Origin of the sequence: Mycolicibacterium sp. lyk4-40-TYG-92, assembly GCF_030209435.1 — a bacterium.
GTDB lineage: Bacteria > Actinomycetota > Actinomycetes > Mycobacteriales > Mycobacteriaceae > Mycobacterium.
Window position 1 is genome coordinate 676,550 of the sequence record NZ_JARVRX010000003.1, and the last position, 22,161, is coordinate 698,710.

At 67.2% G+C, this 22,161-nt stretch carries 16 protein-coding genes; 14 read left to right on the forward strand and 2 right to left on the reverse strand.

Translation table 11 applies throughout. The features are described 5' to 3' along the window. Nucleotides 1-2 precede the first annotated feature (2 nt). From QRN63_RS09430 to QRN63_RS09490, 13 genes are all read left to right on the forward strand, one after another. On the forward strand, nt 3-1,952 hold the full coding sequence (locus tag QRN63_RS09430; protein WP_267319609.1) for a glycosyltransferase: 1,950 nt from the start codon (nt 3-5) through the stop codon (nt 1,950-1,952). 35 nt (nt 1,953-1,987) lie between these two features. After that, a complete protein-coding gene (locus QRN63_RS09435) occupies nt 1,988-2,530 on the forward strand; it encodes a phosphatase PAP2 family protein (RefSeq protein WP_267319815.1) in 543 nt (180 codons plus the stop codon). Beyond that, nucleotides 2,527-3,441, forward strand: a complete 915-nt coding sequence (locus QRN63_RS09440; protein ID WP_267319608.1) for a decaprenyl-phosphate phosphoribosyltransferase — start codon at nt 2,527-2,529, stop codon at nt 3,439-3,441. Before QRN63_RS09435 ends, QRN63_RS09440 begins: the two co-directional genes overlap by 4 nt. Then, entirely contained in the window at nt 3,438-5,441 is a 2,004-nt protein-coding gene (gene aftB, locus QRN63_RS09445) for a terminal beta-(1->2)-arabinofuranosyltransferase (RefSeq protein ID WP_285030518.1), read from the forward strand. The genes QRN63_RS09440 and aftB overlap by 4 nt, the downstream gene beginning before the upstream one ends. Before the next feature lie 163 nt (nt 5,442-5,604). Further along, nucleotides 5,605-6,606, forward strand: coding sequence for an esterase family protein (locus tag QRN63_RS09450; RefSeq protein ID WP_285030519.1), 1,002 nt, complete (start codon nt 5,605-5,607; stop codon nt 6,604-6,606). Between the two features lie 244 nt (nt 6,607-6,850). Beyond that, nucleotides 6,851-7,741, forward strand: coding sequence for an alpha/beta hydrolase-fold protein (locus QRN63_RS09455; protein WP_285030520.1), 891 nt, complete (start codon nt 6,851-6,853; stop codon nt 7,739-7,741). A 159-nt stretch (nt 7,742-7,900) separates the two neighbouring features. Next, a complete protein-coding gene (gene culp6, locus QRN63_RS09460) occupies nt 7,901-8,920 on the forward strand; it encodes a carboxylesterase Culp6 (protein ID WP_285030521.1) in 1,020 nt (339 codons plus the stop codon). 219 nt (nt 8,921-9,139) lie between these two features. Continuing rightward, complete coding sequence (gene fadD32 / locus QRN63_RS09465) at nt 9,140-11,023, forward strand: long-chain-fatty-acid--AMP ligase FadD32 (protein ID WP_285030522.1); 1,884 nt, start codon at nt 9,140-9,142, stop codon at nt 11,021-11,023. A 44-nt stretch (nt 11,024-11,067) separates the two neighbouring features. Further along, a complete protein-coding gene (gene pks13 / locus QRN63_RS09470; protein WP_285030523.1) occupies nt 11,068-16,572 on the forward strand; it encodes a polyketide synthase Pks13 in 5,505 nt (1,834 codons plus the stop codon). A 10-nt stretch (nt 16,573-16,582) separates the two neighbouring features. Next, nucleotides 16,583-18,157: an acyl-CoA carboxylase subunit beta gene (locus tag QRN63_RS09475; RefSeq protein WP_267319603.1), complete on the forward strand. Its 1,575-nt coding sequence runs from the start codon at nt 16,583-16,585 to the stop codon at nt 18,155-18,157. A gap of 77 nt (nt 18,158-18,234) precedes the next feature. After that, entirely contained in the window at nt 18,235-18,681 is a 447-nt protein-coding gene (locus tag QRN63_RS09480) for a hypothetical protein (protein WP_285030524.1), read from the forward strand. Continuing rightward, entirely contained in the window at nt 18,678-19,100 is a 423-nt protein-coding gene (locus QRN63_RS09485) for an RDD family protein (protein ID WP_267319601.1), read from the forward strand. Before QRN63_RS09480 ends, QRN63_RS09485 begins: the two co-directional genes overlap by 4 nt. Then, complete coding sequence (locus tag QRN63_RS09490; RefSeq protein WP_267319600.1) at nt 19,091-20,017, forward strand: alpha/beta fold hydrolase; 927 nt, start codon at nt 19,091-19,093, stop codon at nt 20,015-20,017. Before QRN63_RS09485 ends, QRN63_RS09490 begins: the two co-directional genes overlap by 10 nt. A gap of 4 nt (nt 20,018-20,021) precedes the next feature. Here QRN63_RS09490 and QRN63_RS09495 read toward each other — a convergent pair whose 3' ends face one another. After that, the gene (locus QRN63_RS09495) at nt 20,022-20,786 is read right to left on the reverse strand and encodes an SDR family oxidoreductase (RefSeq protein ID WP_285030525.1); all 765 of its coding nucleotides are present in this window, start codon (nt 20,784-20,786) and stop codon (nt 20,022-20,024) included. Between the two features lie 57 nt (nt 20,787-20,843). On the opposite strand from QRN63_RS09495, the gene QRN63_RS09500 reads away from it, so the two are divergent. Then, nucleotides 20,844-21,758 carry a LysR family transcriptional regulator gene (locus tag QRN63_RS09500; protein ID WP_285030526.1) on the forward strand — a complete coding sequence of 305 codons (915 nt, stop codon included), beginning with the start codon at nt 20,844-20,846 and terminating at the stop codon, nt 21,756-21,758. Nucleotides 21,759-21,785: 27 nt separating this feature from the next. Here QRN63_RS09500 and QRN63_RS09505 read toward each other — a convergent pair whose 3' ends face one another. Next, the gene (locus QRN63_RS09505) at nt 21,786-22,142 is read right to left on the reverse strand and encodes a WhiB family transcriptional regulator (RefSeq protein WP_410506148.1); all 357 of its coding nucleotides are present in this window, start codon (nt 22,140-22,142) and stop codon (nt 21,786-21,788) included. Between the last annotated feature and the right edge of the window lie 19 nt (nt 22,143-22,161).

Genomic DNA, 22,161 nt, shown 5'->3' on the forward strand with positions numbered 1-22,161 from the left:
CCATGAGCGACATCCCGTCCGGCGCGTTGGCGTCGGGAGAGTCCCGTGCGGTGAGCCTGCTGTCGCGGGTCATCCTGCCCCGTCCGGGTGAGCCCCTCGACGTCCGCAAGCTGTACATCGAGGAGTCGTCCACCAACGCCCGGCGCGCGCACGCCCCGACCCGCACCACGCTGGAAATCGGTGGGGAGTCCGAGGTTTCGTTCGCCACCTACTTCAACGCGTTCCCGGCCAGCTACTGGCGTCGCTGGTCGATCCTGACCTCCGTGGTGCTGCGCGTCGAGCTGACCGGCAGTGCCCGTGTCGACGTCTACCGGTCGAAGGCGACCGGTGCGCGAATCACGGTGGGCGGCAGCGAAATCGCCAGTGGCGACGACGGCCTCCCCGCGGTGGTGGAGTTCGAGATCGGCCTGGAGCCGTTCGAGGACGGCGGCTGGATCTGGTTCGACATCACCACGGACAGTGCGGTGACGGTACACAACGCCGGCTGGTACGCCCCCGTGGAAGCGCCCGGGCGGGCGAACATCACGGTCGGCATCCCGACCTTCAACCGTCCCGCGGACGCCGTCAACGCGCTCGCGGCGCTGACGTCGGATCCGTTGGTGGACCAGGTGATCGGTGCGGTCATCGTGTCCGATCAGGGTGCGAACAAGGTCAAGGACCATCCGGACTTCGCGGCCGCGGCGGCCCCTCTGGCGGACCGGCTGGCCATCCACAACCAGCCGAACCTCGGTGGCTCCGGCGGCTACAGCCGCGTGATGTACGAAGCGCTGAAACACACTGACTGCGAACAGATTCTGTTCATGGACGACGACATTCGCGTCGAGCCGGACTCGATCCTGCGGGCGCTGGCCCTCAGCCGTTTCGCCAAGAAGCCGACGTTGATCGGTGGGCAGATGCTCAACCTGCAGGAGCCCTCGCACCTGCACGTCATGGGTGAGATGGTCGACGCGGCGAACTTCATGTGGACGCACGCCATCAACGCCGAGTACGACCACAACTTCGCGAAGTATCCCCTCGCCGACGAGGAGGAGTACCGCAGCCGAATCCTGCACCGCCGCATCGACGTCGACTACAACGGCTGGTGGATGTGCATGATCCCGCGCGCGGTGGCCGAGGAACTGGGGCAGCCGCTGCCGCTGTTCATCAAGTGGGACGACGCGGACTACGGACTGCGTGCGGGCGAGCACGGCTACCCGACGGTGACGCTGCCCGGCGCGGCGATCTGGCACATGGCGTGGAGCGACAAGGACGACGCCATCGACTGGCAGGCGTACTTCCACTTGCGCAACCGCCTCGTCGTGGCAGCGCTGCACTGGGACGGCAACATCCGTGGCCTGGTTGCGAGCCACTTCAAGGCGACCATGAAACACCTTCTGTGCCTTGAGTATTCGACGGTGGCCATCCAGAACCGGGCGATGGACGACTTCCTCGCCGGGCCGGACAACCTGTTCACGATCCTCGAGTCCGCGCTGCCCGAGGTGCGGGCCATGCGTACCGAGTACCCGGACGCCGTGGTGCTGGAGAGCGCGACCACATTGCCGGCGCCGTCGGACAAGAAGTGGCGCCGGAAGGTCAAGATTCCCACCAGCCTGCCGTCGATCGCGGTGCGGCTGAGTCGCGGCGTCATCCACCAGCTCAAGCCTCACGATCCGGAACACCATGTGCGGCCGCAGATCAACGTCGCCACCCAGGACGCCCGGTGGTTCTCGTTGTGCATGGTCGACGGTGTCACCGTCACCACCGCCGACGGCCGCGGCGTCGTCTATCGCCAGCGTGACCGCGAGAAGATGTTCGAGTTGCTGCGCGAATCGGTCAAGCGCCAGATTCAGCTGACCCGGAAGTTCAACCGCATGCGGAAGGTCTACCGCAACGCGTTGCCGGAGCTGACGAGCAAGGAGAAGTGGGAGACCGTGCTGTTGGCCTCCCAGCCCGAATCGGCTGGTGCCCGGTGAGCCTCGAAGGCGCCGGAGGCATTGAGGACGAAGTCATTGCTGACGCCCCGCGCGGTGAGGACGCCATCCTGGTCGGCGTTCAGTCCGCGCTGACCGGTCGTCCCGGTGTCCTCGCCGGTGCCCGGGTGCTGTCGTACTTCGGTGAGCACAGCCTGGGCTGGTTCGCGGTCTGCGGTCTGGGCGCGCTGCTGCAACCGCAGCGCCGCCGGGCCTGGGTGACGGCCGGTGTCGGCACCTTCTTCGCGCATGCGGCTGCCGTGCTGATCAAGCGGGTGGTGAAGCGGGAACGCCCGCAGCACCCCGCCATCGCCGTCAACGTCGGCACCCCGAGCCGCCTGAGCTTCCCGTCGGCGCACGCGACGTCGACCGCCGCCGCCGCGATCCTCATCGGCCGGGCCACAGGCCTGCCGCTGCCATGGTTCCTGGTACCGCCGATGGCGTTGTCGCGCTTGGTTCTCGGCGTGCACTACCCCTCTGACGTGCTCACCGGTGTCGTGGTGGGAACCGTGGTCGCCGAATCGGTCGGGGCAGTCTCCGATCGATCGGCCAAAGCGCGAGCTGCAGGGGTGAAGGCATGACCGAACAGACGCAGGAGCTGGGTCCGCCCAAGAATCTGGCGGCCGGCATCGTCAAGGCGCTGCGGCCGCGGCAGTGGGTGAAGAACGTCCTGGTCCTGGCTGCACCGCTGGCGTCGCTCGGCGGCGGGGCGCACTACAGCTACACCGAGGTGTTCAAGGCCGTCGGTGTCGCGTTCGTGGTGTTCTGTATGGCCGCTTCGTGTATCTACCTCATCAACGACGCCCGGGACGTCGAGGCCGACCGGGTCCATCCGACCAAGCAGTACCGGCCGATCGCCGCCGGCGTCGTCTCGGTACAGCTGGCCTACTCGCTGGCCATCGTGCTGGGCGTCGCGTCGCTGGCCATCTCGTGGTGGCTCACGCCGAGCCTGGCGATCGTCATGGCGGTGTATCTCGCGACGCAGCTGGCCTACTGCTTCGGCCTCAAACACCAAGCGGTGCTGGACATCTGCATCAACTCGTCGGGCTTCCTGATCCGTGCCATCGCCGGTGGCGCGGCCGCCGGGATCCCGCTGTCCAAGTGGTTCCTGCTGGTGTTCGCGTTCGGCTCGCTGTTCATGTCGGCCGGAAAGCGTTACGCCGAACTGCAACTCGCCGAACGCACCGGCGCCAAGATTCGCAAGGCGCTGGAGTCCTACACCAGCAGTTACCTGCGGTTCGTCTGGACGCTGTCGGCGACCGCCGTGGTGCTTTGCTACGGCCTGTGGGCCTTCGAGGGCAACAAGGGCCCGTGGTTCGCCGTGTCGATGGTGCCGTTCACCATCGCGATCCTGCGCTACGCCGTCGACGTCGACAGCGGCGCCGCCGGTGAACCCGAGGAGATCGTGCTGAACGACCGCGTGCTGCAGCTGCTGGGCGTCGCCCTGGTCGCGACGCTCGTCGCCGCGATTCTGCCCGGACTGATCCGGTGATCGACTCGCCCGCTCGGCAATTGCTGCGCGGGCCGGTCTTCCCGTATGGCCGGGCCGCGCGGATCAGCCTGTGGTCGAGCGTCGTGGTGTCCGCCGCGCTGTTCGGCTGGGGCGCCTGGCAGCGCCGCTGGATCGCGGACGACGGCCTCATCGTGTTGCGCACGGTGCGGAACCTGTTGGCCGGCAACGGTCCCGTCTTCAACGTCGGTGAGCGCGTCGAGTCCAACACCTCGACGCTGTGGACCTATCTGGTCACCGCCGGGGCCTGGATCGGTGGCTCGGTGCAACTCGAGTACGTGGTCCTGGTCCTGGCTCTGACGCTGAGCGTGGCGGGCCTGGTCTTCGCGATGCTCGGCACCGGCCGGCTGTACGCCCCTGGACTGCGGGGCCGCCGCGCGCTGTTGGTCCCGGCCGGCGCCCTCGTCTACATGGCCGTGCCGCCCGCGCGCGACTTCGCCACGTCGGGCCTGGAGAACGGCCTGATCATGGCCTATCTGGGGCTGCTCTGGTGGATGATGGTGTGCTGGGCACAGAGTTCGATTGTTCCCCGCGTGCCCGGACCCGAGGGCCGCGAGGCCGACGACAACGTCACGAGTGCCTGGTTCGACGGCGCCCTGGCCTGTCTGGCCGGCCTGTCGGTCCTGGTGCGTCCGGAGCTGGCGCTCATCGGGGGCGTGGCGTTGGTCATGTTGCTGGTTGCCGCTCGTGGCAAGCGCCGTCGCCTGATCGTGCTGGTGGCCGGGGGTTTGCTGCCGATCGCCTATGAGATTTTCCGGATGGGCTATTACGGCCTGCTGGTGCCGATCACCGCGCTCGCAAAGGACGCCACCGGCTCCAAGTGGCAGCAGGGCTTCGTCTACCTCAGCAACTTCAACGGGCCCTACCTGTTGTGGATCCCGGCGGTGCTGGCCGCCGCGCTCGCGATTGTGTTGTTCGTCACTCACAGCCGGCCGTGGTGGGGCCAAGCCGCGCCGCGCGGCTACAGCACGTTGGCGCGCCGGATTCAAAGTCCTACTGCCGTAGTGATTTTCATGGCCGGCAGCGGCCTGGTGCAGGGGCTGTACTGGCTGCGCCAGGGCGGTGACTTCATGCATGGCCGGGTGTTGTTGGTTCCGCTGTTCTGCCTGGTCATCCCGGTTGCGGTGATTCCGATCGTGCTTCCCGACGGCAGGAACATCGCCCGCGAGGTCGGCTACGCGCTGGCCGGTACGACGACGGCCCTTTGGCTGGCGGTGGTCGGTTGGTCGCTGTGGGCAGCCAACTCGCCGGGGCTGGGGTACGACGCCACCCGGGTCACCTACTCCGGCATCGTCGACGAACGGCGCTTCTACTCGCAGGCCACCGGCCATGCGCATCCGCTGACGGCGGCGGACTACCTCGACTACCCGCGCATGCGGGCGGTGCTCACTGCCATCGACAACACCCCGGTGGGTGCGCTGCTGTTGCCGTCGGGCAACTACGACCAATGGGACGTGGTTCCGGCCATGCCGCCGCCGGTCCCGGACCCGAAGTCGCCACCGCCGCCAAACTGGTTCGAAAAAGGGCCGCACACGGTCTTTTTCACCAACCTGGGCATGATGGGCATGAACCTGCCGCTCGAGGTCCGGGTGATCGACCAGATCGGTCTGGCGAACCCGCTGGCCGCTCACACGGCACGGCTGGATGACGCCCGCATCGGTCACGACAAGGACCTGTTCCCGGACTGGGCGGTCGCCGAGGGGCCGTTCCTGCGCAAGCGCCCGTGGATTCCGACGTACCTGGACGAGGACTGGGTGGCCCAGGCTGCGGTCGCCCTGACGTGCCCGGAGACCGAGACGATGCTGAGCTCGGTGCGCGCGCCGATGGGGTTCCACCGGTTCATGTCAAATCTGGTACACGCGTTCACATTTACGCGTTACCGGATCGATCGCGTGCCGTTATACGAGCTGCACCGGTGCGGACTCGATGTGCCTCCGAGGCTGTCGACCCCTTACACTGGCTTACCGGCTACCGGTCCGTAGTTTCAGCGCATGAGCGCTGGCACGGTCTGAAGCGTAGGTAACGCCGGTGAACCATGCGGCGATAACCACTCGGGCGTGTGCGCCCGGCCTGATCGTCACCTCAACGGCAGAGGCGGGGATGAGGGTTGTCCGTACGCCGTCATAGGAAAGATTAGGGAGCGGTATGAGTTTCGTTGGGAAGATGCGGTCGATGGCCAAGGCCATGCCGCGCCGGATGGCGGTTGCGGCCGTTGCCGCGGCAGCGCTGCCCGGTCTTGTCGGTGTCGCCGGTGAAACGGCGACTGCAGGGGCTTTCTCGCGTCCCGGTCTGCCGGTTGAGTACCTGCAGGTTCCGTCCGCGGCCATGGGTCGCGACATCAAAATCCAGTTCCAGAGTGGTGGCGCGGGCTCGCCGGCCGTCTACATGCTGGACGGTCTGCGTGCGCAGGACGACTACAACGGCTGGGACATCAACACCGCAGCCTTCGAGTGGTACAACGGCTCGGGCATCTCGATGGTCATGCCGGTCGGCGGCCAGTCCAGCTTCTACAGCGACTGGTACAAGCCGGCTTGCGGTAAGGCCGGTTGCTCCACCTACAAGTGGGAGACCTTCCTGACCCAGGAGCTGCCCGCTTACCTGCAGGCCAACAAGTCGGTCAAGCCGACCGGTGGCGCTGCTGTCGGTCTGTCGATGGCCGGTTCGGCCGCGATGACCCTCGCCATCTACCACCCGCAGCAGTTCATCTACGCGGGCTCGATGTCGGGCTTCCTGAACCTGTCCGAGGGCTGGTGGCCGTTCCTGGTCAACATCTCGATGGGTGACGCCGGCGGCTACAAGGCCGACGACATGTGGGGCTCCACTGGCGACCCGAACAACGCCTGGAAGCGCAACGACCCGTTCGTGAACATCGGCACCCTGGTCGCCAACAACACCCGCCTGTGGGTCTACTGCGGCGACGGCAACCCGAGCGACCTGGGCGGCGACAACGTGCCGGCCAAGTTCCTCGAGGGCCTGACCATCCGCACCAACCGCACCTTCCAGCAGACCTACCTGGCTGCCGGTGGCACCAACGGTGTGTTCAACTTCCCCAACAGCGGTACCCACGACTGGGGCTACTGGGGCCAGCAGCTGCAGGCCATGAAGCCTGACCTGCAGCGTGTGCTGGGTGCTTCGGGACAGGCGTAAGCGTCCTGACTTGAGGTAAGACCTCTGGCAACAACTCGCACTGGCGGCGGCGACCTTCACGGGTCGTCGCCGCCAGTCGTTTACGCGGGGGTAGACGAAAATCACCCCTTCTGCCGGCAACGTTCCCCCCGCTTGTCCGGGACATCCGTCGAGGTGATGTGGTTCACTACAACGCGGGTTCAGGACGCTCGACGACACACGACAGGTGAGGTTGGTTATGGGGCTGCAGGCAATGCGGAGAACTATGCGGACGCTGGCTACATCTGCTTCCGCGCTGGCGGCGGTCACCGTCCTCGCCGGTGGCCTGCTGACCGGCACCGGCACCGCCCGGGCCGCGGGCGTCGAGACGCTGATGGTGCCCTCGGCCGCGATGGGCCGGGACATCCCGGTGTCGTTCCAGGCCGGCGGTCCGCACGCGGTCTATCTCCTCGATGCCTTCAACGCCGGCCCGGATGTCAGCAACTGGGTCACCGCCGGCAACGCCATGGGCACGCTGGCGGGTAAGGGCATCTCGGTGGTCGCACCCGCCGGCGGCGCGTTCAGCTTCTACACCAACTGGGAGCAGGACGGCAGCAAGCAGTGGGAGACCTTCCTGAGCCAGGAGCTGCCCGACTACCTGGCCGCCACCAAGGGCCTGGCCCCGAACGGCCACGGCGTCGTCGGTGCGGCCCAGGGCGGCACCGCGGCCCTGGCCCTGGCCGAGTTCCACCCGGACCGGTTCCGCTTCGCGGGCTCGCTGTCGGGCTTCCTGACGCCGTCGTCGACGACGTTCAACGGCGCCATTACCGCCGGCATGCGTGAATTCGGCGGCGTGGACACCTACGGCATGTGGGGCGCCCCCCAGCTGGGCCGCTGGAAGTGGCACGACCCGGATGTGCACGTCAGCCTGCTGAACCAGAACAACACCCGGATCTGGGTGTTCAGCCCGTCGACGGTCACCTGCAGCGACCCGGCGGCCATGATCGGTTATTGCGACCAGGCGCAGGGCAGCAACCGCGCCTTCTACGCGCATTACCGGAGCGTGGGCGGCCACAACGGGCACTTCGACTTCCCGGACGGCCCGCAGCACGACTGGGGCAGCTGGAGCGGTCAGCTCGGCGCCATGTCGGGCGAATTGGTGAGCGTCATCCGTTAGCCGGTGTGGCTGCGGTCTGCACGCGATTTCCATGATTTCGCGCACAGGGTCGTGGCCCTGACCAGCGCAGAAGCGGTCGGCGTGACCTTGGTGTGACGAGCGCTGAGTACATTCGGATCGCAACCGGACCGACTCAGCCCGCAGGAGACTTCACACCACATGGCCACCAACAATCGGCGCCGCCGCCATCGCATCCTTGCCATCGCCGCGGCGGGTGCGGTGGCACTGCTGGTCATCGTGGTCGTCTTCGCGATCGTGGTGTGGCTGCGTCAACCCGGTGCGATTCCGGGACCCCAACCTTCAGGACAGCCGCCCACGGCGTCCCCCACGGGGCCCACCACGAAGCCGTCCAAGCCGCGGCCGGCGTACCAGTCGGCCGACTGCCCCGATGTGCAGCTGATCTCGATCCCGGGCACCTGGGAGTCGTCGCGGGCGCTCGACCCGCTGAACCCGACGCCGTCGTTCCCGATCGCGCTGCTGCTGAATGTCAGCAACCCGCTCGGCCAGCAGTTCGGCGCTGACCGGTTGGCGCAGTACACGGTGCCCTACACCGCGCAGTTCCATAACCCGCTGGCCGCCGACAACCAGATGTCGTACAACGACAGCCGCGAAGAGGGCAAGAAGAAGGCCGTCGAGGCCATCACCGACATCAACAACCGGTGCCCGCTGACGAGCTTCGTGATCATCGGCTTCTCGCAGGGCGCGGTGATCGCCGGCGATATCGCCAGCGACATCGGAAACGGCCGCGGGCCCATCGACCAGGACCTGGTGCTCGGTGTGACGTTGATCGCCGACGGCCGCCGCCAGCCCGATGTCGGCAAGGACATCGGTCCGAACCCGCCGGGGCAGGGCGCCGAGATCACGCTGCACGAACTGCCGCTCGGCATGCTGGGGCTGAACATGACGGGACCGCGCGTCGGCGGCTTCGGTGAGCTCAACGACCGGGTCAACGAGATCTGCGGAAAGGGCGACCTGATCTGCGCCGCGCCGACCGAGGCGTTCAACGTCGTCAACCTGCCGAGCACGCTCGCCACGCTGTCCGGCAGTGCCGCCGGACCGGTGCACGCGCTGTACAACACGCCGCAGTTCTGGACCCTTGACGGGCAGACCTCCACGCAGTGGACACTGAACTGGGCCAAGCAGCTCGTCGACGACGCGCCGCACCCCAAGCACGGCTGACATCGCGGGTTGGCTACTGGTGAGTACAAAACCGGTGGGGCGATTTGGCCTGCGAATTCGCGTCACCTAACATTAAGAGATAACTAAGAGCACGGTCTGATCATCGACCGGACAATCTTGGGGTGGCATATCGCTACTGCCCGGTACCATTTGCCGGGATTTGGCGTGACTGGCTGCAGACGATGTAGCCGGCGCGGCAGGCTGTGACAGGAGAGTTTGATGGCGTTCCACAACCCGTTCGTCAAGAACGGGAAGATCAACTTCCCGGACGGTGCCGGCATCGTGAAGCACGTCGAACGCTGGGCGAAGGTGCGTGGCGACCGGCTGGCCTTCCGGTTCCTGGACTATTCCACGGAGCGTGACGGCGAGGCCAAGGACCTGTCCTGGGCGCAGTTCAGCGCCCGCAACAAAGCGGTGGCCGCGCGGCTGCAGCAGGTCACCCAGGTCGGCGACCGCGTCGCGATCCTGTGCCCGCAGAACCTCGAGTACCTCGTGGCGTTCTACGGCGTCCTGTACTCCGGCCGCATCGCCGTGCCGCTGTTCGACCCGTCCGAGCCGGGCCACGTCGGCCGCCTGCACGCTGTTCTCGACGACTGCAAGCCCGCGGCCATCCTGACCACCACCGCCGCCGCCGAGGGCGTGCGCAAGTTCTTCCGCAGCCGGCCGGCCAATGAGCGTCCGCGCGTCATCGCCGTCGACGCCGTCCCGGACGAAGTCGCGGCCACGTGGATCCCCTTCGACGACGTCGATGAGCACACCGTCGCCTACTTGCAGTACACCTCGGGTTCGACCCGCATCCCGACGGGCGTGCAGATCACGCACCTCAACCTGGCCACCAACGTGGTGCAGGTCGTCGAGGCCCTCGAGGGCGAAGAGGGCGACCGCGGTCTGTCCTGGCTGCCGTTCTTCCACGACATGGGCCTCATCACGGCCCTGCTGGCGCCGATGATCGGCCACAGCTTCACGTTCATGACCCCGGCCGCGTTCGTGCGTCGCCCGGAGCGCTGGATCCGGGAGATGGCGCGCAAGGAAGGCGACACCGGCGGTGTCATCTCCGTGGCCCCGAACTTTGCGTTCGACCACGCCGCCGCCCGTGGCGTGCCCAAGGAACCGATCGACCTGTCGAACGTGAAGGCCGTCCTGAACGGCAGCGAGCCGATCTCGGCCGCGACCGTGCGCCGCTTCAACGAGGCGTTCGGCCCGTTCGGCTTCCCGTCCAAGGCCATCAAGCCGTCGTACGGTCTGGCCGAGGCCACGCTGTTCGTGTCCACCACGCCGTCCTCCGACGAGCCGACCATCGTGTCGGTGGATCGCGACGCCCTCAACACCGGCACCTTCGTGGTGGTTCCGGATGATTCGCCGAAGGCCGTCGCCCAGGCCGGCGCCGGCAAGATCGGTGTCGACGAGTGGGCCGTCATCGTGGACGCCGAGACCGCCACCGAGCTGCCCGACGGCCAGATCGGTGAAATCTGGATCAGCGGCGCGAACATGGGCACCGGCTACTGGGGCAAGCCGCAGGAGACCATCGAGACGTTCCAGAACACCCTCAAGTCGCGCACCAACCCGTCGCACGCCGAGGGTGCCGCCGACGACGCCACCTGGGTGCGGACCGGCGACTACGGCGCCTACCACGACGGCGAGCTGTACATCACCGGTCGCGTCAAGGACCTGGTGATCATCGACGGCCGCAACCACTACCCGCAGGACCTCGAGTACTCGGCGCAGGAGGCCAGCAAGGCGCTGCGTGTCGGGTACGTGGCGGCGTTCTCGGTGCCGGCCAACCAGCTGCCAGAACACGTCTTCGCCGACGCCCACGTGGGCCTCAAGCATGATCCCGACGACAGCTCCGAGCAGCTGGTCATCGTCGCTGAGCGGGCCCCGGGTGCGCACAAGCTCGAGCCCCAGCCCATCGTCGACGACATCCGGGCGGCCATCGCGGTGCGCCACGGCGTCACGGTGCGCGACGTGCTGCTGACCGCGGCCGGCGCCATCCCGCGTACCTCCAGCGGCAAGATCGGCCGCCGGGCCACGCGTGCGGCGTACCTGGACGGCACGCTGCGCAGCGGCAAGGTGGCCAACGCCTTCCCCGACGATCTGAACTGACCTCCACCCGGCTCCCTGTCCGGCGGCGAAAGTGAACAGTGAAAATGACTGACACCGAAGACAATTCGAACGAAATCGACACTTCGCCGCAGGAGGGTGGCAGTGCGCCCGCGTCGCGGGCCAACGGCATCTCCGTGCCGGAGATGCGCGAGTGGCTGCGCAACGCGGTCGCGAAGGCCACCGGTCAGTCGCCGGACACGATCGACGAGAGCGTCCCGCTGGTCGAGCTCGGCCTGTCGTCGCGCGACGGCGTGGCCATGGCCAGCGATATCGAAGACCTCACCGGGGTCACGCTGAATGCCACGGTTCTGTTCCGGCACCCCACCATCGAGTCGCTCGCGCAGGTCATCGTCGAGGGCGAGCCCGAGGAAGACACCGCCGCCGCTAACGCCGAGGACTGGTCCCGAGACGTCAACGAGGACGTCATGAACATCGCGGTGGTCGGCCTGGCCACCCGCTTCCCGGGTGACATGAACACGCCCGACGAGATGTGGCAGGCACTGGTGGAGGGCCGCGACGCCATCACCGATCTGCCCGAGGGCCGCTGGGAAGAGTTCCTGTCCGAGCCGCGGATCGCCGAGCGGGTGGCCAAGGCCCGCACGCGTGGCGGTTACCTGTCGGACATCAAGGGCTTCGACGCCGAGTTCTTCGCGCTGGCCAAGATGGAAGCCGACAACATCGATCCGCAGCAGCGGATGGCGCTCGAATTGACCTGGGAGGCACTGGAGTTCGCGCGCATCCCGGCGTCGTCGCTGCGCGGCGAGACGGTCGGCGTGTTCGTCGGCAGCTCGACCAACGACTACAGCTTCCTGTCGGTCTCGGACCCGTCCATCACGCACCCGTATGCCATCACCGGCACCGCGAGTTCCATCATCGCCAACCGGGTTTCGTACTTCTACGACTTCCGCGGGCCGTCGATGACCATCGACACCGCGTGCTCCTCGTCGCTCGTCGCGATCCACGAGGGCGTCAAGGCACTGCGTTCCGGCGAGGCCGACGTGGTGTTGGCCGGTGGCGTCAACGCCCTGGTGACCCCGATGGTGACGGTCGGCTTCGACGAGGTCGGCGGCGTGCTGGCGCCGGACGGCCGCATCAAGTCGTTCAGCTCCGACGCCGACGGTTACGCCCGCTCCGAGGGTGGCGGCATGGTTGTGCTCAAGCGCGTCGCCGACGCCCGCCGCGACGGTGACGAGATTCTCGCCGTCATCGCCGGTTCGGCCATCAACCACGACGGTCGCTCCAACGGCATGCTGGCCCCCAACCCCGATGCGCAGGAAGCGGTGCTGCGCAAGGCCTACAAGGACGCCGGCGTCGACCCGAAGACCGTCGACTACATCGAGGCGCACGGCACCGGCACCATCCTGGGTGACCCGATCGAGGCCGACGCTCTCGGCCGCGTCGTGGGCCGCGGTCGCGCCGCCGACAAGCCGGCGCTGCTGGGCGCCGTGAAATCCAATGTGGGACACCTGGAGTCGGCCGCCGGTGCGGCCAGCGTCGCGAAGATGACGCTGGCGCTGTACCACGACAAGCTGCCGGCGTCGATCAACTACGCGGGCCCGAACCCGTATATCGACTTCGACAAGGAACACCTCAAGGTCAACGCCGAGCTGTCGGACTGGCCGCGCTACAGCGGTCACGCCGTCGCCGGTGTCTCCGGCTTCGGTTTCGGTGGCGCCAACGCGCACCTCGTCATGCGCCAGGTGCTGCCCAGCGACCTCGTCGAGCCGGAGCCCGAAGAGGTTGTCGCCGAAGACAAGCCGGCTTCCGACGCGGGCGCCGTCTACGTCGGCGGCGTCAAGATGGACGAGTACGGCGAGTTCATCGACGACGACAACGACACGCGTGGTGACGCCGAGTTCTACGGCTACCAGACCGACGACGAGCCCGAGCTCCCCGGCCTGACCGAGCGGGCGCTCGAGCTGATCGAGGCCGGCCGCGCCGAATTGGCAGCCGCCGAGCCGGTCAAGCGCATTGTCCCGCTTGCGGTTTCGGGTTTCCTGACCTCACGCAAGAAGTCCACTGCCGCTGAGCTGGCGGACTGGATCGACAGCGAAAAGGGCCGGTCCTACTCGCTGGAGTCCATCGGCCGCTCGCTGTCGCGCCGCAACCACGGCCGTTCGCGCGCAGTGATTCTGGCGCACGACCACGACGAAGCGGTCAAGGGTCTTCGGGCGCTGGCCGAGGGCAAGCAGAGCCCGCTGGTGCTGGCCGCCGACGGCCCCGTCACCAACGGTCCGGTGTGGGTGCTCGCCGGTTTCGGTGCGCAGCACCGCAAGATGGGCAAGAGCCTGTACCTGAACGATCCGATCTTCGCGGAGTGGATCAACAAGGTCGACGCGCACATCCAGGACGAGCGTGGCTACTCCGTCGTCGAGCTGATCCTCGATGACGCCATCGACTACACCAACGAGACGTGCGAATACCCCATCGAGGTCGTGCAGACGGTGATCTTCGCCCTGCAGATCGCCCTCGGTGAGCTGCTCAAGGCGCACGGCGCGAAACCCGGTGCGGTGGTTGGCCAGTCGCTCGGTGAAGCGGCCGCGGCCTACTTCTCCGGTGGTCTGTCGCTCGCCGACGCCACCCGCACCATCTGCTCGCGCGCCCACCTCATGGGTGAGGGCGAGGCCATGCTGTTCGGCGAGTACATCCGCCTGATGGCGCTCGTCGAGTACTCGGCCGAGGAGATCAAGACGGTCTTCGCCGATTTCCCGGGCCTCGAGGTGTGCGTCTACGCCGCCCCGACCCAGACTGTCATCGGCGGTCCGCCGGAGCAGGTCGACGCGATCATCGCCCGCGCCGAATCGGAGGGCAAGTTCGCCCGCAAGATGCAGACCAAGGGCGCCAGCCACACGCAGCAGATGGATCCGCTGCTCGGCGAACTGTCCGCGGAAATCCAGGGCATCGAACCGCACCCGCTGCAGACGGCGTACTACTCGACGGTGCACGAGGGTCAGCTGATCCGTGCCGGCGCGGAGCCGATCCACGATGTCGACTACTGGAAGAAGGGACTGCGCCACAGCGTCTATTTCACCCACGGCATCCGCAACGCCGTCGACAACGGGCACACCACGTTCCTGGAACTGGCCCCGAACCCGGTGGCGCTCATGCAGGTTGGATTGACGACGGCTTCCGCCGGGCTTCACGACGGCCAGCTGATCCCGACCCTCGCCCGCAAGCAGGACGAGGTCGACTCCATGACAAACGCCATGGCCCAGCTGTTCGTGCACGGCCATGACCTGGACTTCCGGACGCTGTTCTCGCCGGCCGTGGATCCGGCCGTTGATTACGCGCCGATCCCGCCGACGCGCTTCAAGCGCAAGCCGCATTGGCTGGATGCACACTTCACCGCCGACAGCTCGGCCATCGAGCCGGGCAGCCACGTCGCGACCCCGGACGGCCGGCACGTGTGGGAGTATGCCCCGCGCGGCGAGGTCGACGCCGCGGCGCTGGCCAAGCTGGTGAAAGCCGCTGCGGCACAGGTGCTTCCGGATGCGGCGCTGACCGCTTACGAACAGCGCGCCATCCCGGGTGAGGGCTCGCGCCTGGTCACCACGCTGACCCGGCACCCCGGCGGCGGCACGGTACAGGTGCACGCCCGCATGGGTGAGTCCTTCACCCTGGTGTACGACGCGGTCGTCACCCGTGGCGGTGACGGCGCGGCGCTGCCGGTAGCGATGGGTGGCACCGCGCTGCCGGCCGCTGTCGGTGCCGGCGCGGTAGCCGAAACCGCCGTTGCCGCACCGGAACCCGAAGACGACGCCGCGATCCTGCAGGACAACCTGACCGCGGGCGCCGGCCTGGCCGCCGGTTTCAAGAAGTGGTCGCCGGATTCCGGTGAGACCGTCGCGGACCGGTTGGGTGCCATCGTCGGCGGCGCCATGGGCTACGAGCCCGAGGACCTGCCGTGGGAGGTCCCGCTGATCGAGCTGGGTCTGGACTCGCTCATGGCGGTCCGGATCAAGAACCGCGTCGAGTACGACTTCGACCTGCCGCCGATCCAGCTGACCGCGGTGCGTGACGCCAACCTGTACGCGGTGGAGAAGCTGATCCACTACGCCATCGAGCACCGCGACGAGGTCGGCCAGCTGGCCGAGGCGCAGAAGGGGCAGACCGCCGAGGAGATCGCCGCGGCGCAGGCCGAATTGATGGGTGGCGCGACGACTGTCGCCGAGCTGGAGGCCAAGCTGGCCGAGGCCGGACATCCGCTGGCCGACACCGACGACGCCAAGCCGGCGGCGGCCGAGATCGCCACGGATTCCGCTGCCGCATTGTCGGCGCCGCCGACCGAAGCCGCGCTGGAGGTTCCGCCGCCGCCGACCAACCCTGCCGGCCCGGCCGTTCCGCCGCCCCCGACCAACCCGTCGGGACCGGCTGCGGCGCAGCCGGCGCAGAGTGCGACCGCGGCTGCCGCCGAGGTGCTGAACCAGAAGGCTGTTGCCGAGGCGCTGAATTCCGATGTGCCGCCGCGTGATGCGGCCGAACGCGTCACGTTCGCGACGTGGGCGATCGTCACCGGCAAGTCGCCGGGCGGCATCTTCAACGTGCTGCCGTCGGTCACCGACGAGCAGGCCGAGAAGATGGCGACACGCCTTTCGGAGCGCGTCGAGGGCACCATCACGGCCGACGACGTCAAAAAGGCGCAGAACATCGAGGAGCTGTCGACGACGGTCCGCGAGTTCCTGGAGTCCGGTGAGCTGGACGGCTTCGTCCGCGTGATCCGCGCCGCCGAAAACGACGATCAGGTCCCGGTTTTCGTGTTCCACGCGGCCGGTGGCTCGACCGTCGTCTACGAACCGCTGCTGAACCGCCTGCCGGCGGGCACGCCGATGATCGGCCTGGAGCGTGTTGAGGGCACCATCGAGGAGCGCGCGGCGCAGTACGTGCCGAAGCTGTTGGAGCTCAACGGCTGGGTCGACGCCGACGGCAACAAGAAGAAGGGCAAGCCCTTCATCCTCGCCGGCTGGTCGCTGGGCGGCGCGCTGTCCTACGCCTGCGCCGTCGGCCTGAAGCAGGCCGGCGCGGACGTGGAGTTCGTCGGCCTGATCGACACCGTGCACCCGGGTACGCCGATCGACACGTCGAAGGAAGGCACGCGTCAGCGCTGGGACCGCTACGCCAAGTTCGCGGAGCGGACGTTCAACGTGCACATCCCGGCCATCCCGTACGAGGAACTCGAAGTCCTCGACGACGCCGGCCAGGTGCAGTTCGTGCTCAACGCTGTCAAGGAAGCGGGCGTCGAGATTCCGGGCGGCATTATCGAGCACCAGCGCACGTCGTACCTGGATCAGCGCACGCTCGACCTGGCTACCCCGCAGGCGTACGACGGCCACGTCGTGCTCTACATGGCGGACCGATACCACGATGACGCCATCACGTTCGAACCCGCATACGCCACCCGTCAGCCCGACGGTGGTTGGGGCGAGTTCGCTCCCGATCTGGAGGTCGTGAACATCGGCGGCGAGCACATCCAGGCCATCGACGAGCCGTACATTGCCAAGGTGGGGGCGCACATGAGCCAGGCCATCAACCAGATCCAGGCCGGGAAGTAGTAGGAGAACCGTGACTGAAGTTACCGAACAGCGCAGCCCTGCCACTACGGCAGAGAAGCTCGCAGAGCTTCGCCGAAAGCTGGACCTGGCAGCCGATCCCGGTGACGAGAAGGCCAAGGCGCGGCGCGACAAGAAGGGCATTCCGTCGGCCCGCGCCCGCATCCACGCACTCGTCGACCCGGGCAGCTTCTTCGAGATCGGCGCGCTGGCCAAGACGCCCGGTGATCCGAATGCGCTGTACGGCGACGGCGTCGTGACCGGACACGCCACCATTGACGGCCGCCCCGTTGCGGTGTTCAGCCACGACCAGACGGTGTTCCAGGGTTCGGTCGGCGAGATGTTCGGCCGCAAGGTCGCCAAGCTGATGGAGTGGGTCGCCATGGTCGGCTGCCCGATCATCGGTATCAACGACTCTGCCGGCGCCCGTATCCAGGACGCAGTGACCTCGCTGGCCTGGTACGCCGAGCTGGGCCGCCGGCACGAGATGCTGCGCGGCACCGTGCCGGAAATCTCGATCATCCTCGGTAAATGTGCTGGTGGCGCGGTGTATTCGCCGATCCAGACCGACCTGCTGGTGGCGGTGCGCGACCAGGGCTACATGTTCATCACCGGCCCGGACGTCATCAAGGACGTCACGGGTGAGGACGTCACCTTCGACGAGCTCGGTGGCGCGGACGTCCAGGCCCAGCGCGGCAACATCCATAAGGTCGTCGAGGACGAAGCGGCCGCGTTCCAGTACGTCCGTGATTACCTGAGCTTCCTGCCCGCCAACACGTGGGACGATCCGCCGATCGTCAACCCGGGCCTGGAGCCGGAGCTGACGCCGAGCGACTTCGAGCTGGACAAGATCGTGCCGGACGCCGACAACGCCGGCTACGACATGATGGACATCCTGTTGCGCATGTTCGACGACGGCGACATCTTCGAGATCGCCGAACAGCGCGCTCCGGAGATGATCACCGCGTTCGCGCGTGTCGACGGCCGGCCGGTCGGCGTCATCGCCAACCAGCCGCTCTTCATGGCGGGCGCGATCGGCAACGAGGCCTCCGACAAGGCCGCCGGGTTCATCCGGTTCTGCGACTCCTTCAACCTGCCTTTGGTTTTCGTCGTCGACACCCCCGGCGCCCTGCCGGGTGTCGCCGAGGAGACGGGCGGCATCATCAAGCGCGGTGGCCGGTTCTTCAACGCCATCGTCGAGGCCGATGTGCCGAAGGTGACGTTCGTGATCCGCAAGGCCTACGGCGGTGGTTACGCCGTCATGGGCTCCAAGCAGCTGTCGGCCGACCTCAACTTCGCCTGGCCGACCGCCCGTATCGCGGTGATCGGTGCCCAGGGCGCGGCACAGCTGCTGGTGAAGCGCTTCCCGGATCCGACTGCGCCGGAGGTGCAGAAGATCAAGGCCGACTTCATCGAGGGCTACAACGCCAACATGGCGATTCCGTGGACCGCTGCCGAGCGCGGCTACATCGATGCGGTGATCCAGCCGCACGAGTCCCGGCTGCTGCTGCGCAAGTCGCTGAAGTTGTTGCGCGACAAGCAGAAGCACGACCGCATCGCCCGCAAGCACGGCCTGACTCCGCTGTAATTTCTCTCGCGAGACGGCGTAGATGTCCCCCGACACAACGTGTTTGGGGGACATTTGCGTCTGGTGGGTGGTGACACATGACTGAGCCCGCTGCGCCGCCGAATCCCGCGGTGCTGCTCGTCGCCGGCGTGGCAGCGACGGCGGTCGGTGGCGCGGTGGCGGTATATCGCGGTGCCGAGCGATTGCCGATTGTCGGAGATCTGATGCGCCGCGGCCATACCGAGATGGTGGCGCGTGGTGAGCTGGCGTTGGTGCCCATCAAGGCGCTGATCGCCGATGTGGCGGCGGAGGTGGTCGAGCTCGTTCTGGACGAACTCGACCTCAACGAATTGGTCCGCCGGCGCGTCGATCTGGTCGGGCTGGCCAATGAGGTGGTCGACGGCATCGACCTGGAAGCCATTATCAGCCGATCCACCGACTCGATGACGGCCGAGGTCATGACCGATGTCCGCACCCAGGGGGAGCGGGCGGACGACGCGATCTCCGGGTTCGTCGACCGGCTGCTGGGCCGGAACCGCACATGAGTGACCGCTCCGCCGGGATCGTCAGCCGGGGCGTGGCGGCCGTCATCGACCTGCTGGTGGTCGGTGCCCTGCTCGGCCTGACATACGGCGGACTCCGGTTGTGCGAGTTCATGTTTCGGCCCATCATGTTCCACGTGCCGCCGCTGTCGTTCGTCTACTCGACAGCGGCGACGTGCGCCGTCTCGGTGCTGTATCTGACCGCGTGCTGGGCGGTATCGGGTAGTACGGTGGGCGCTGTGGTGATGGGGCTGCGGGTCACCGGTCTGCGGCGGGAGCGGCTGGCCCCGGTGCGCGCCTGCCTGCGGGCCGTGGCGTGTGTGCTGTTTCCTGTGGGACTTTTGTGGGTAGTGGTAGATCGGCGGCGAAGGTCCTTGCAGGACATAATTTTTGGTACCAAGGTGGTGTACGCATGGCGTTGACGGAATCGCGTGCCGGTCAGCCCCGGGCCGGGGACACCGGGACCGACAACGATGCCGGTGTGCTCCCGCCGGTCCCGGATGGAACGCGGCGGGCCTTCTGGTGGCTCGAACGGTTCGCGCCGGCGATCGGCGCCCGCTGGGCCACCGAATTATGGTGCACGGTGCCGGATGTCGACCTGAGCACCAAGATGCCGCCCGGTCTGCCGGACAGCACGCCACTGGAAGCGTCGTGGGACGGGCATCGCGTCGCCGGGCAGTCGTGGGGCGCGGGTCCGCTGGTCTACCTGGTGCACGGTTGGGGCGGGTGCCGCGCGCACATGGCAGTGTTCGTCAAACCTCTTGTCGCGGCCGGATATCGGGTCATCGCCTTCGACCTCCCCAGCCACCACGACTCGGAGCCGGGGGCGCTGGCGCCGGGCCGCACCACCATCGTCGAGTGCGCGGAAGCGGTGCGGGCCGTCATCGCCCAGCACGGTCCGGCGCATGCCGTCATCGGTCATTCTCTGGGTGCGAAGGCGGCCGCGCTGGCGGCCGCGCGGGGTGCGCAGACCGGGCGCTTGGTATTCCTCGCGCCGATGGGCGACTTCACCTGGTATCTGGATGCTTTCGCCGAGCGTCACAACTTCGGACGGCGGATCCGGGACCGTCTGCACCAGCGTCTGGACCGACGGCTCGGGATGCCGCTGCTGGACACCGACATCACGGCGTCGGCCACGCATGCCGGCGACCGTCCACTGCTGCTCATCCACGACCCCGACGACCCGGACAGCCCGTACTCGGCCAGCATCGAGATCGCGGAGGCCTGGCCCGATGCGCGGCTCGAGACGACGAAGGGTCTGGGCCGGCTCGCGCACTACCGGATTCTTCGGCACCGCCCGGCGATCGTCGCGGGTGTCGACTTCATCGGCGCGCCGTAGTCGACTAATTACTGTGCGGGTCAGCGGAGTTCAGTACGGCCACCGCGTGTTCGTACTCGCCGCGCACTTCCGCGTATCGGAGAAACTTCACGTTCTCCACCTGAATCTCGTCGGCATCCGGCTGGTTTTCGAGAATGCCCACGACTTCGCTGACGAATTGGTCGAGCGGCATGGCCCATTGGCTGTCGCGCTGCCCGGGCACCAGATCGGTCTGTACGGCAGGCGGCTCGAGTTCCTTGAATTCGACGGAGGAACCGGCGAATTGCAGCCGCAGTGTCTCGGTCAGGAGATGGATGGCCGCCTTGGAAGCGTTGTAGCTCGGGGTCACCTTGAGCGGGGTGAATCCCAGGCCTGATGACACGGTGATGATGGTGGCAGCGGGTTGGGCCTGCAGATGTTCGATGAACGCGGCGATGAGCCGGATCGGACCCAGCACGTTGGTGGTGATGGTGGATTCTGCTGCAGCCAGGAAGCTTTCCGGGGCGTGCCAGTCTTCGATCTTCATCACGCCGGCCATGGTGATCACCACATTCAGATCGGGGTGCTCGGCCAGGACCTGCGAAGCCACGATCTGGATGCTGTCGGCATCCGCCGTGTCGATGCGGACCGCGGCGATGCCGGGATGTTCGGCGGTGATCTGGCGGAGCAGCTGTTCGCGACGGCCGCCGATGATCACCTTGTTTCCTTTGTCCCGCAGCGCGATTGCCAAGGCGAGGCCGATGCCGCTCGTGGCGCCCGGGATGAAAATGGTGTTGCCGGAGATCTTCATGCGTCAAGCCTGCTCGCGGCCTGATCATTTGTCACATGCATATCTATGATGAGTCGTATGCTCACCACGCATATCGAGCGGGCAGATCTGAATCTGCTGGCACCATTGGTCGCGCTGCTCGAGGAACGGCAGGTATCGCGCGCGGCGTCCCGAGTGGGGCTGAGCCAGCCTGCCATGAGCCGCGCCCTGCAGCGCCTGCGCAGACTGCTCGATGACCCGCTGCTGGTTCGTGATCCGGACGGATTCCGGCTGTCGGCCCGCGCCGAGGACATTCACCGCCAGCTCACCACGCTGATACCGCTACTCGAAACCCTCCTGTCGCCCGCGGAGTTCGATCCCCGTGCATCAACGCAGCCGGTGCACATTGCCGGCAGTGATTACGCTGTCCACACTTACGGTCCCGCCATCGCTCGCCTGATCCGGTCGCAGTCACCTGACACGGCGGTACGTTTTCACAGCTGGCGCGCCGATGGGATCGAGGATCAGATCCGCCGAGGCGCGGTCGATCTGGGTCTCTTCGGTGGTCATGCGCCGGACGACCTGAACGTCACCCGGCTCGTCACCGAACACTTCAAGTGCGTTGTGTCCGAGGGGCATCCGCTCGCCAGCCGGGGCGTGCTCACCTTGACGGACTACCTCCGGTTCGGCCATGTGGTCGTCGACGTGGCGGACGGGAAGCAGCCCGACATCGACTACCGCCTCGCGGAGCTGGGCCGGCCCCGCCGGGCGGTGGTCACCGTGCCGTATCACACCGCGGCACTGCCGATGCTTCGTGGAACCGATTGGGTGGCAACACTTCCCGGTCGATTCGTCGAGGCCTGGGTCGCCGGCTCCGAGCTATGCCTGCTGCCCGCACCGGCCGAGATCGCGACGATGCCCTACCGGATGATCTGGCATCCGGCGTTCGAACTCGATCGTCGGCACCAGTGGTTGCGAGGGTGCGTGCGCAGTGCGGTCATCGACGGTGGGTGACGCGAACGCGGTCAGCGGAGTCTGTGGCTATTCGCCGCTCGCGGCAGCCAGACCGGCCCGCCGGGCCTCCCGGCGCTTGGATGTACTCAGGTTGCCGGCTGCGCGAGGATCTGAAATGCCCAGCGCGGAGAGACGTTCGGATTCAGATACCCCGCCCCAGATGCCGTACGGCTCGCCGGACAGCAGCGCGAAGGCGGCACACGGCGCTTTCACCGGGCATTGGTGACAAATCTCTTTGGCGCGTTGTTCGCGTTGTCTGCGCGCCCGGCCCCGTTCGTTGTCAGGGTGAAAGAAGATGCTGGAATCCATTGAGCGGCAACGGGCCGACTCCTGCCATTCCCATTCGTCGGCCACCGGCCGGATAGCCGGCGCGGGCAGTGGCAACGCGGTTCGCTTTCCGGTC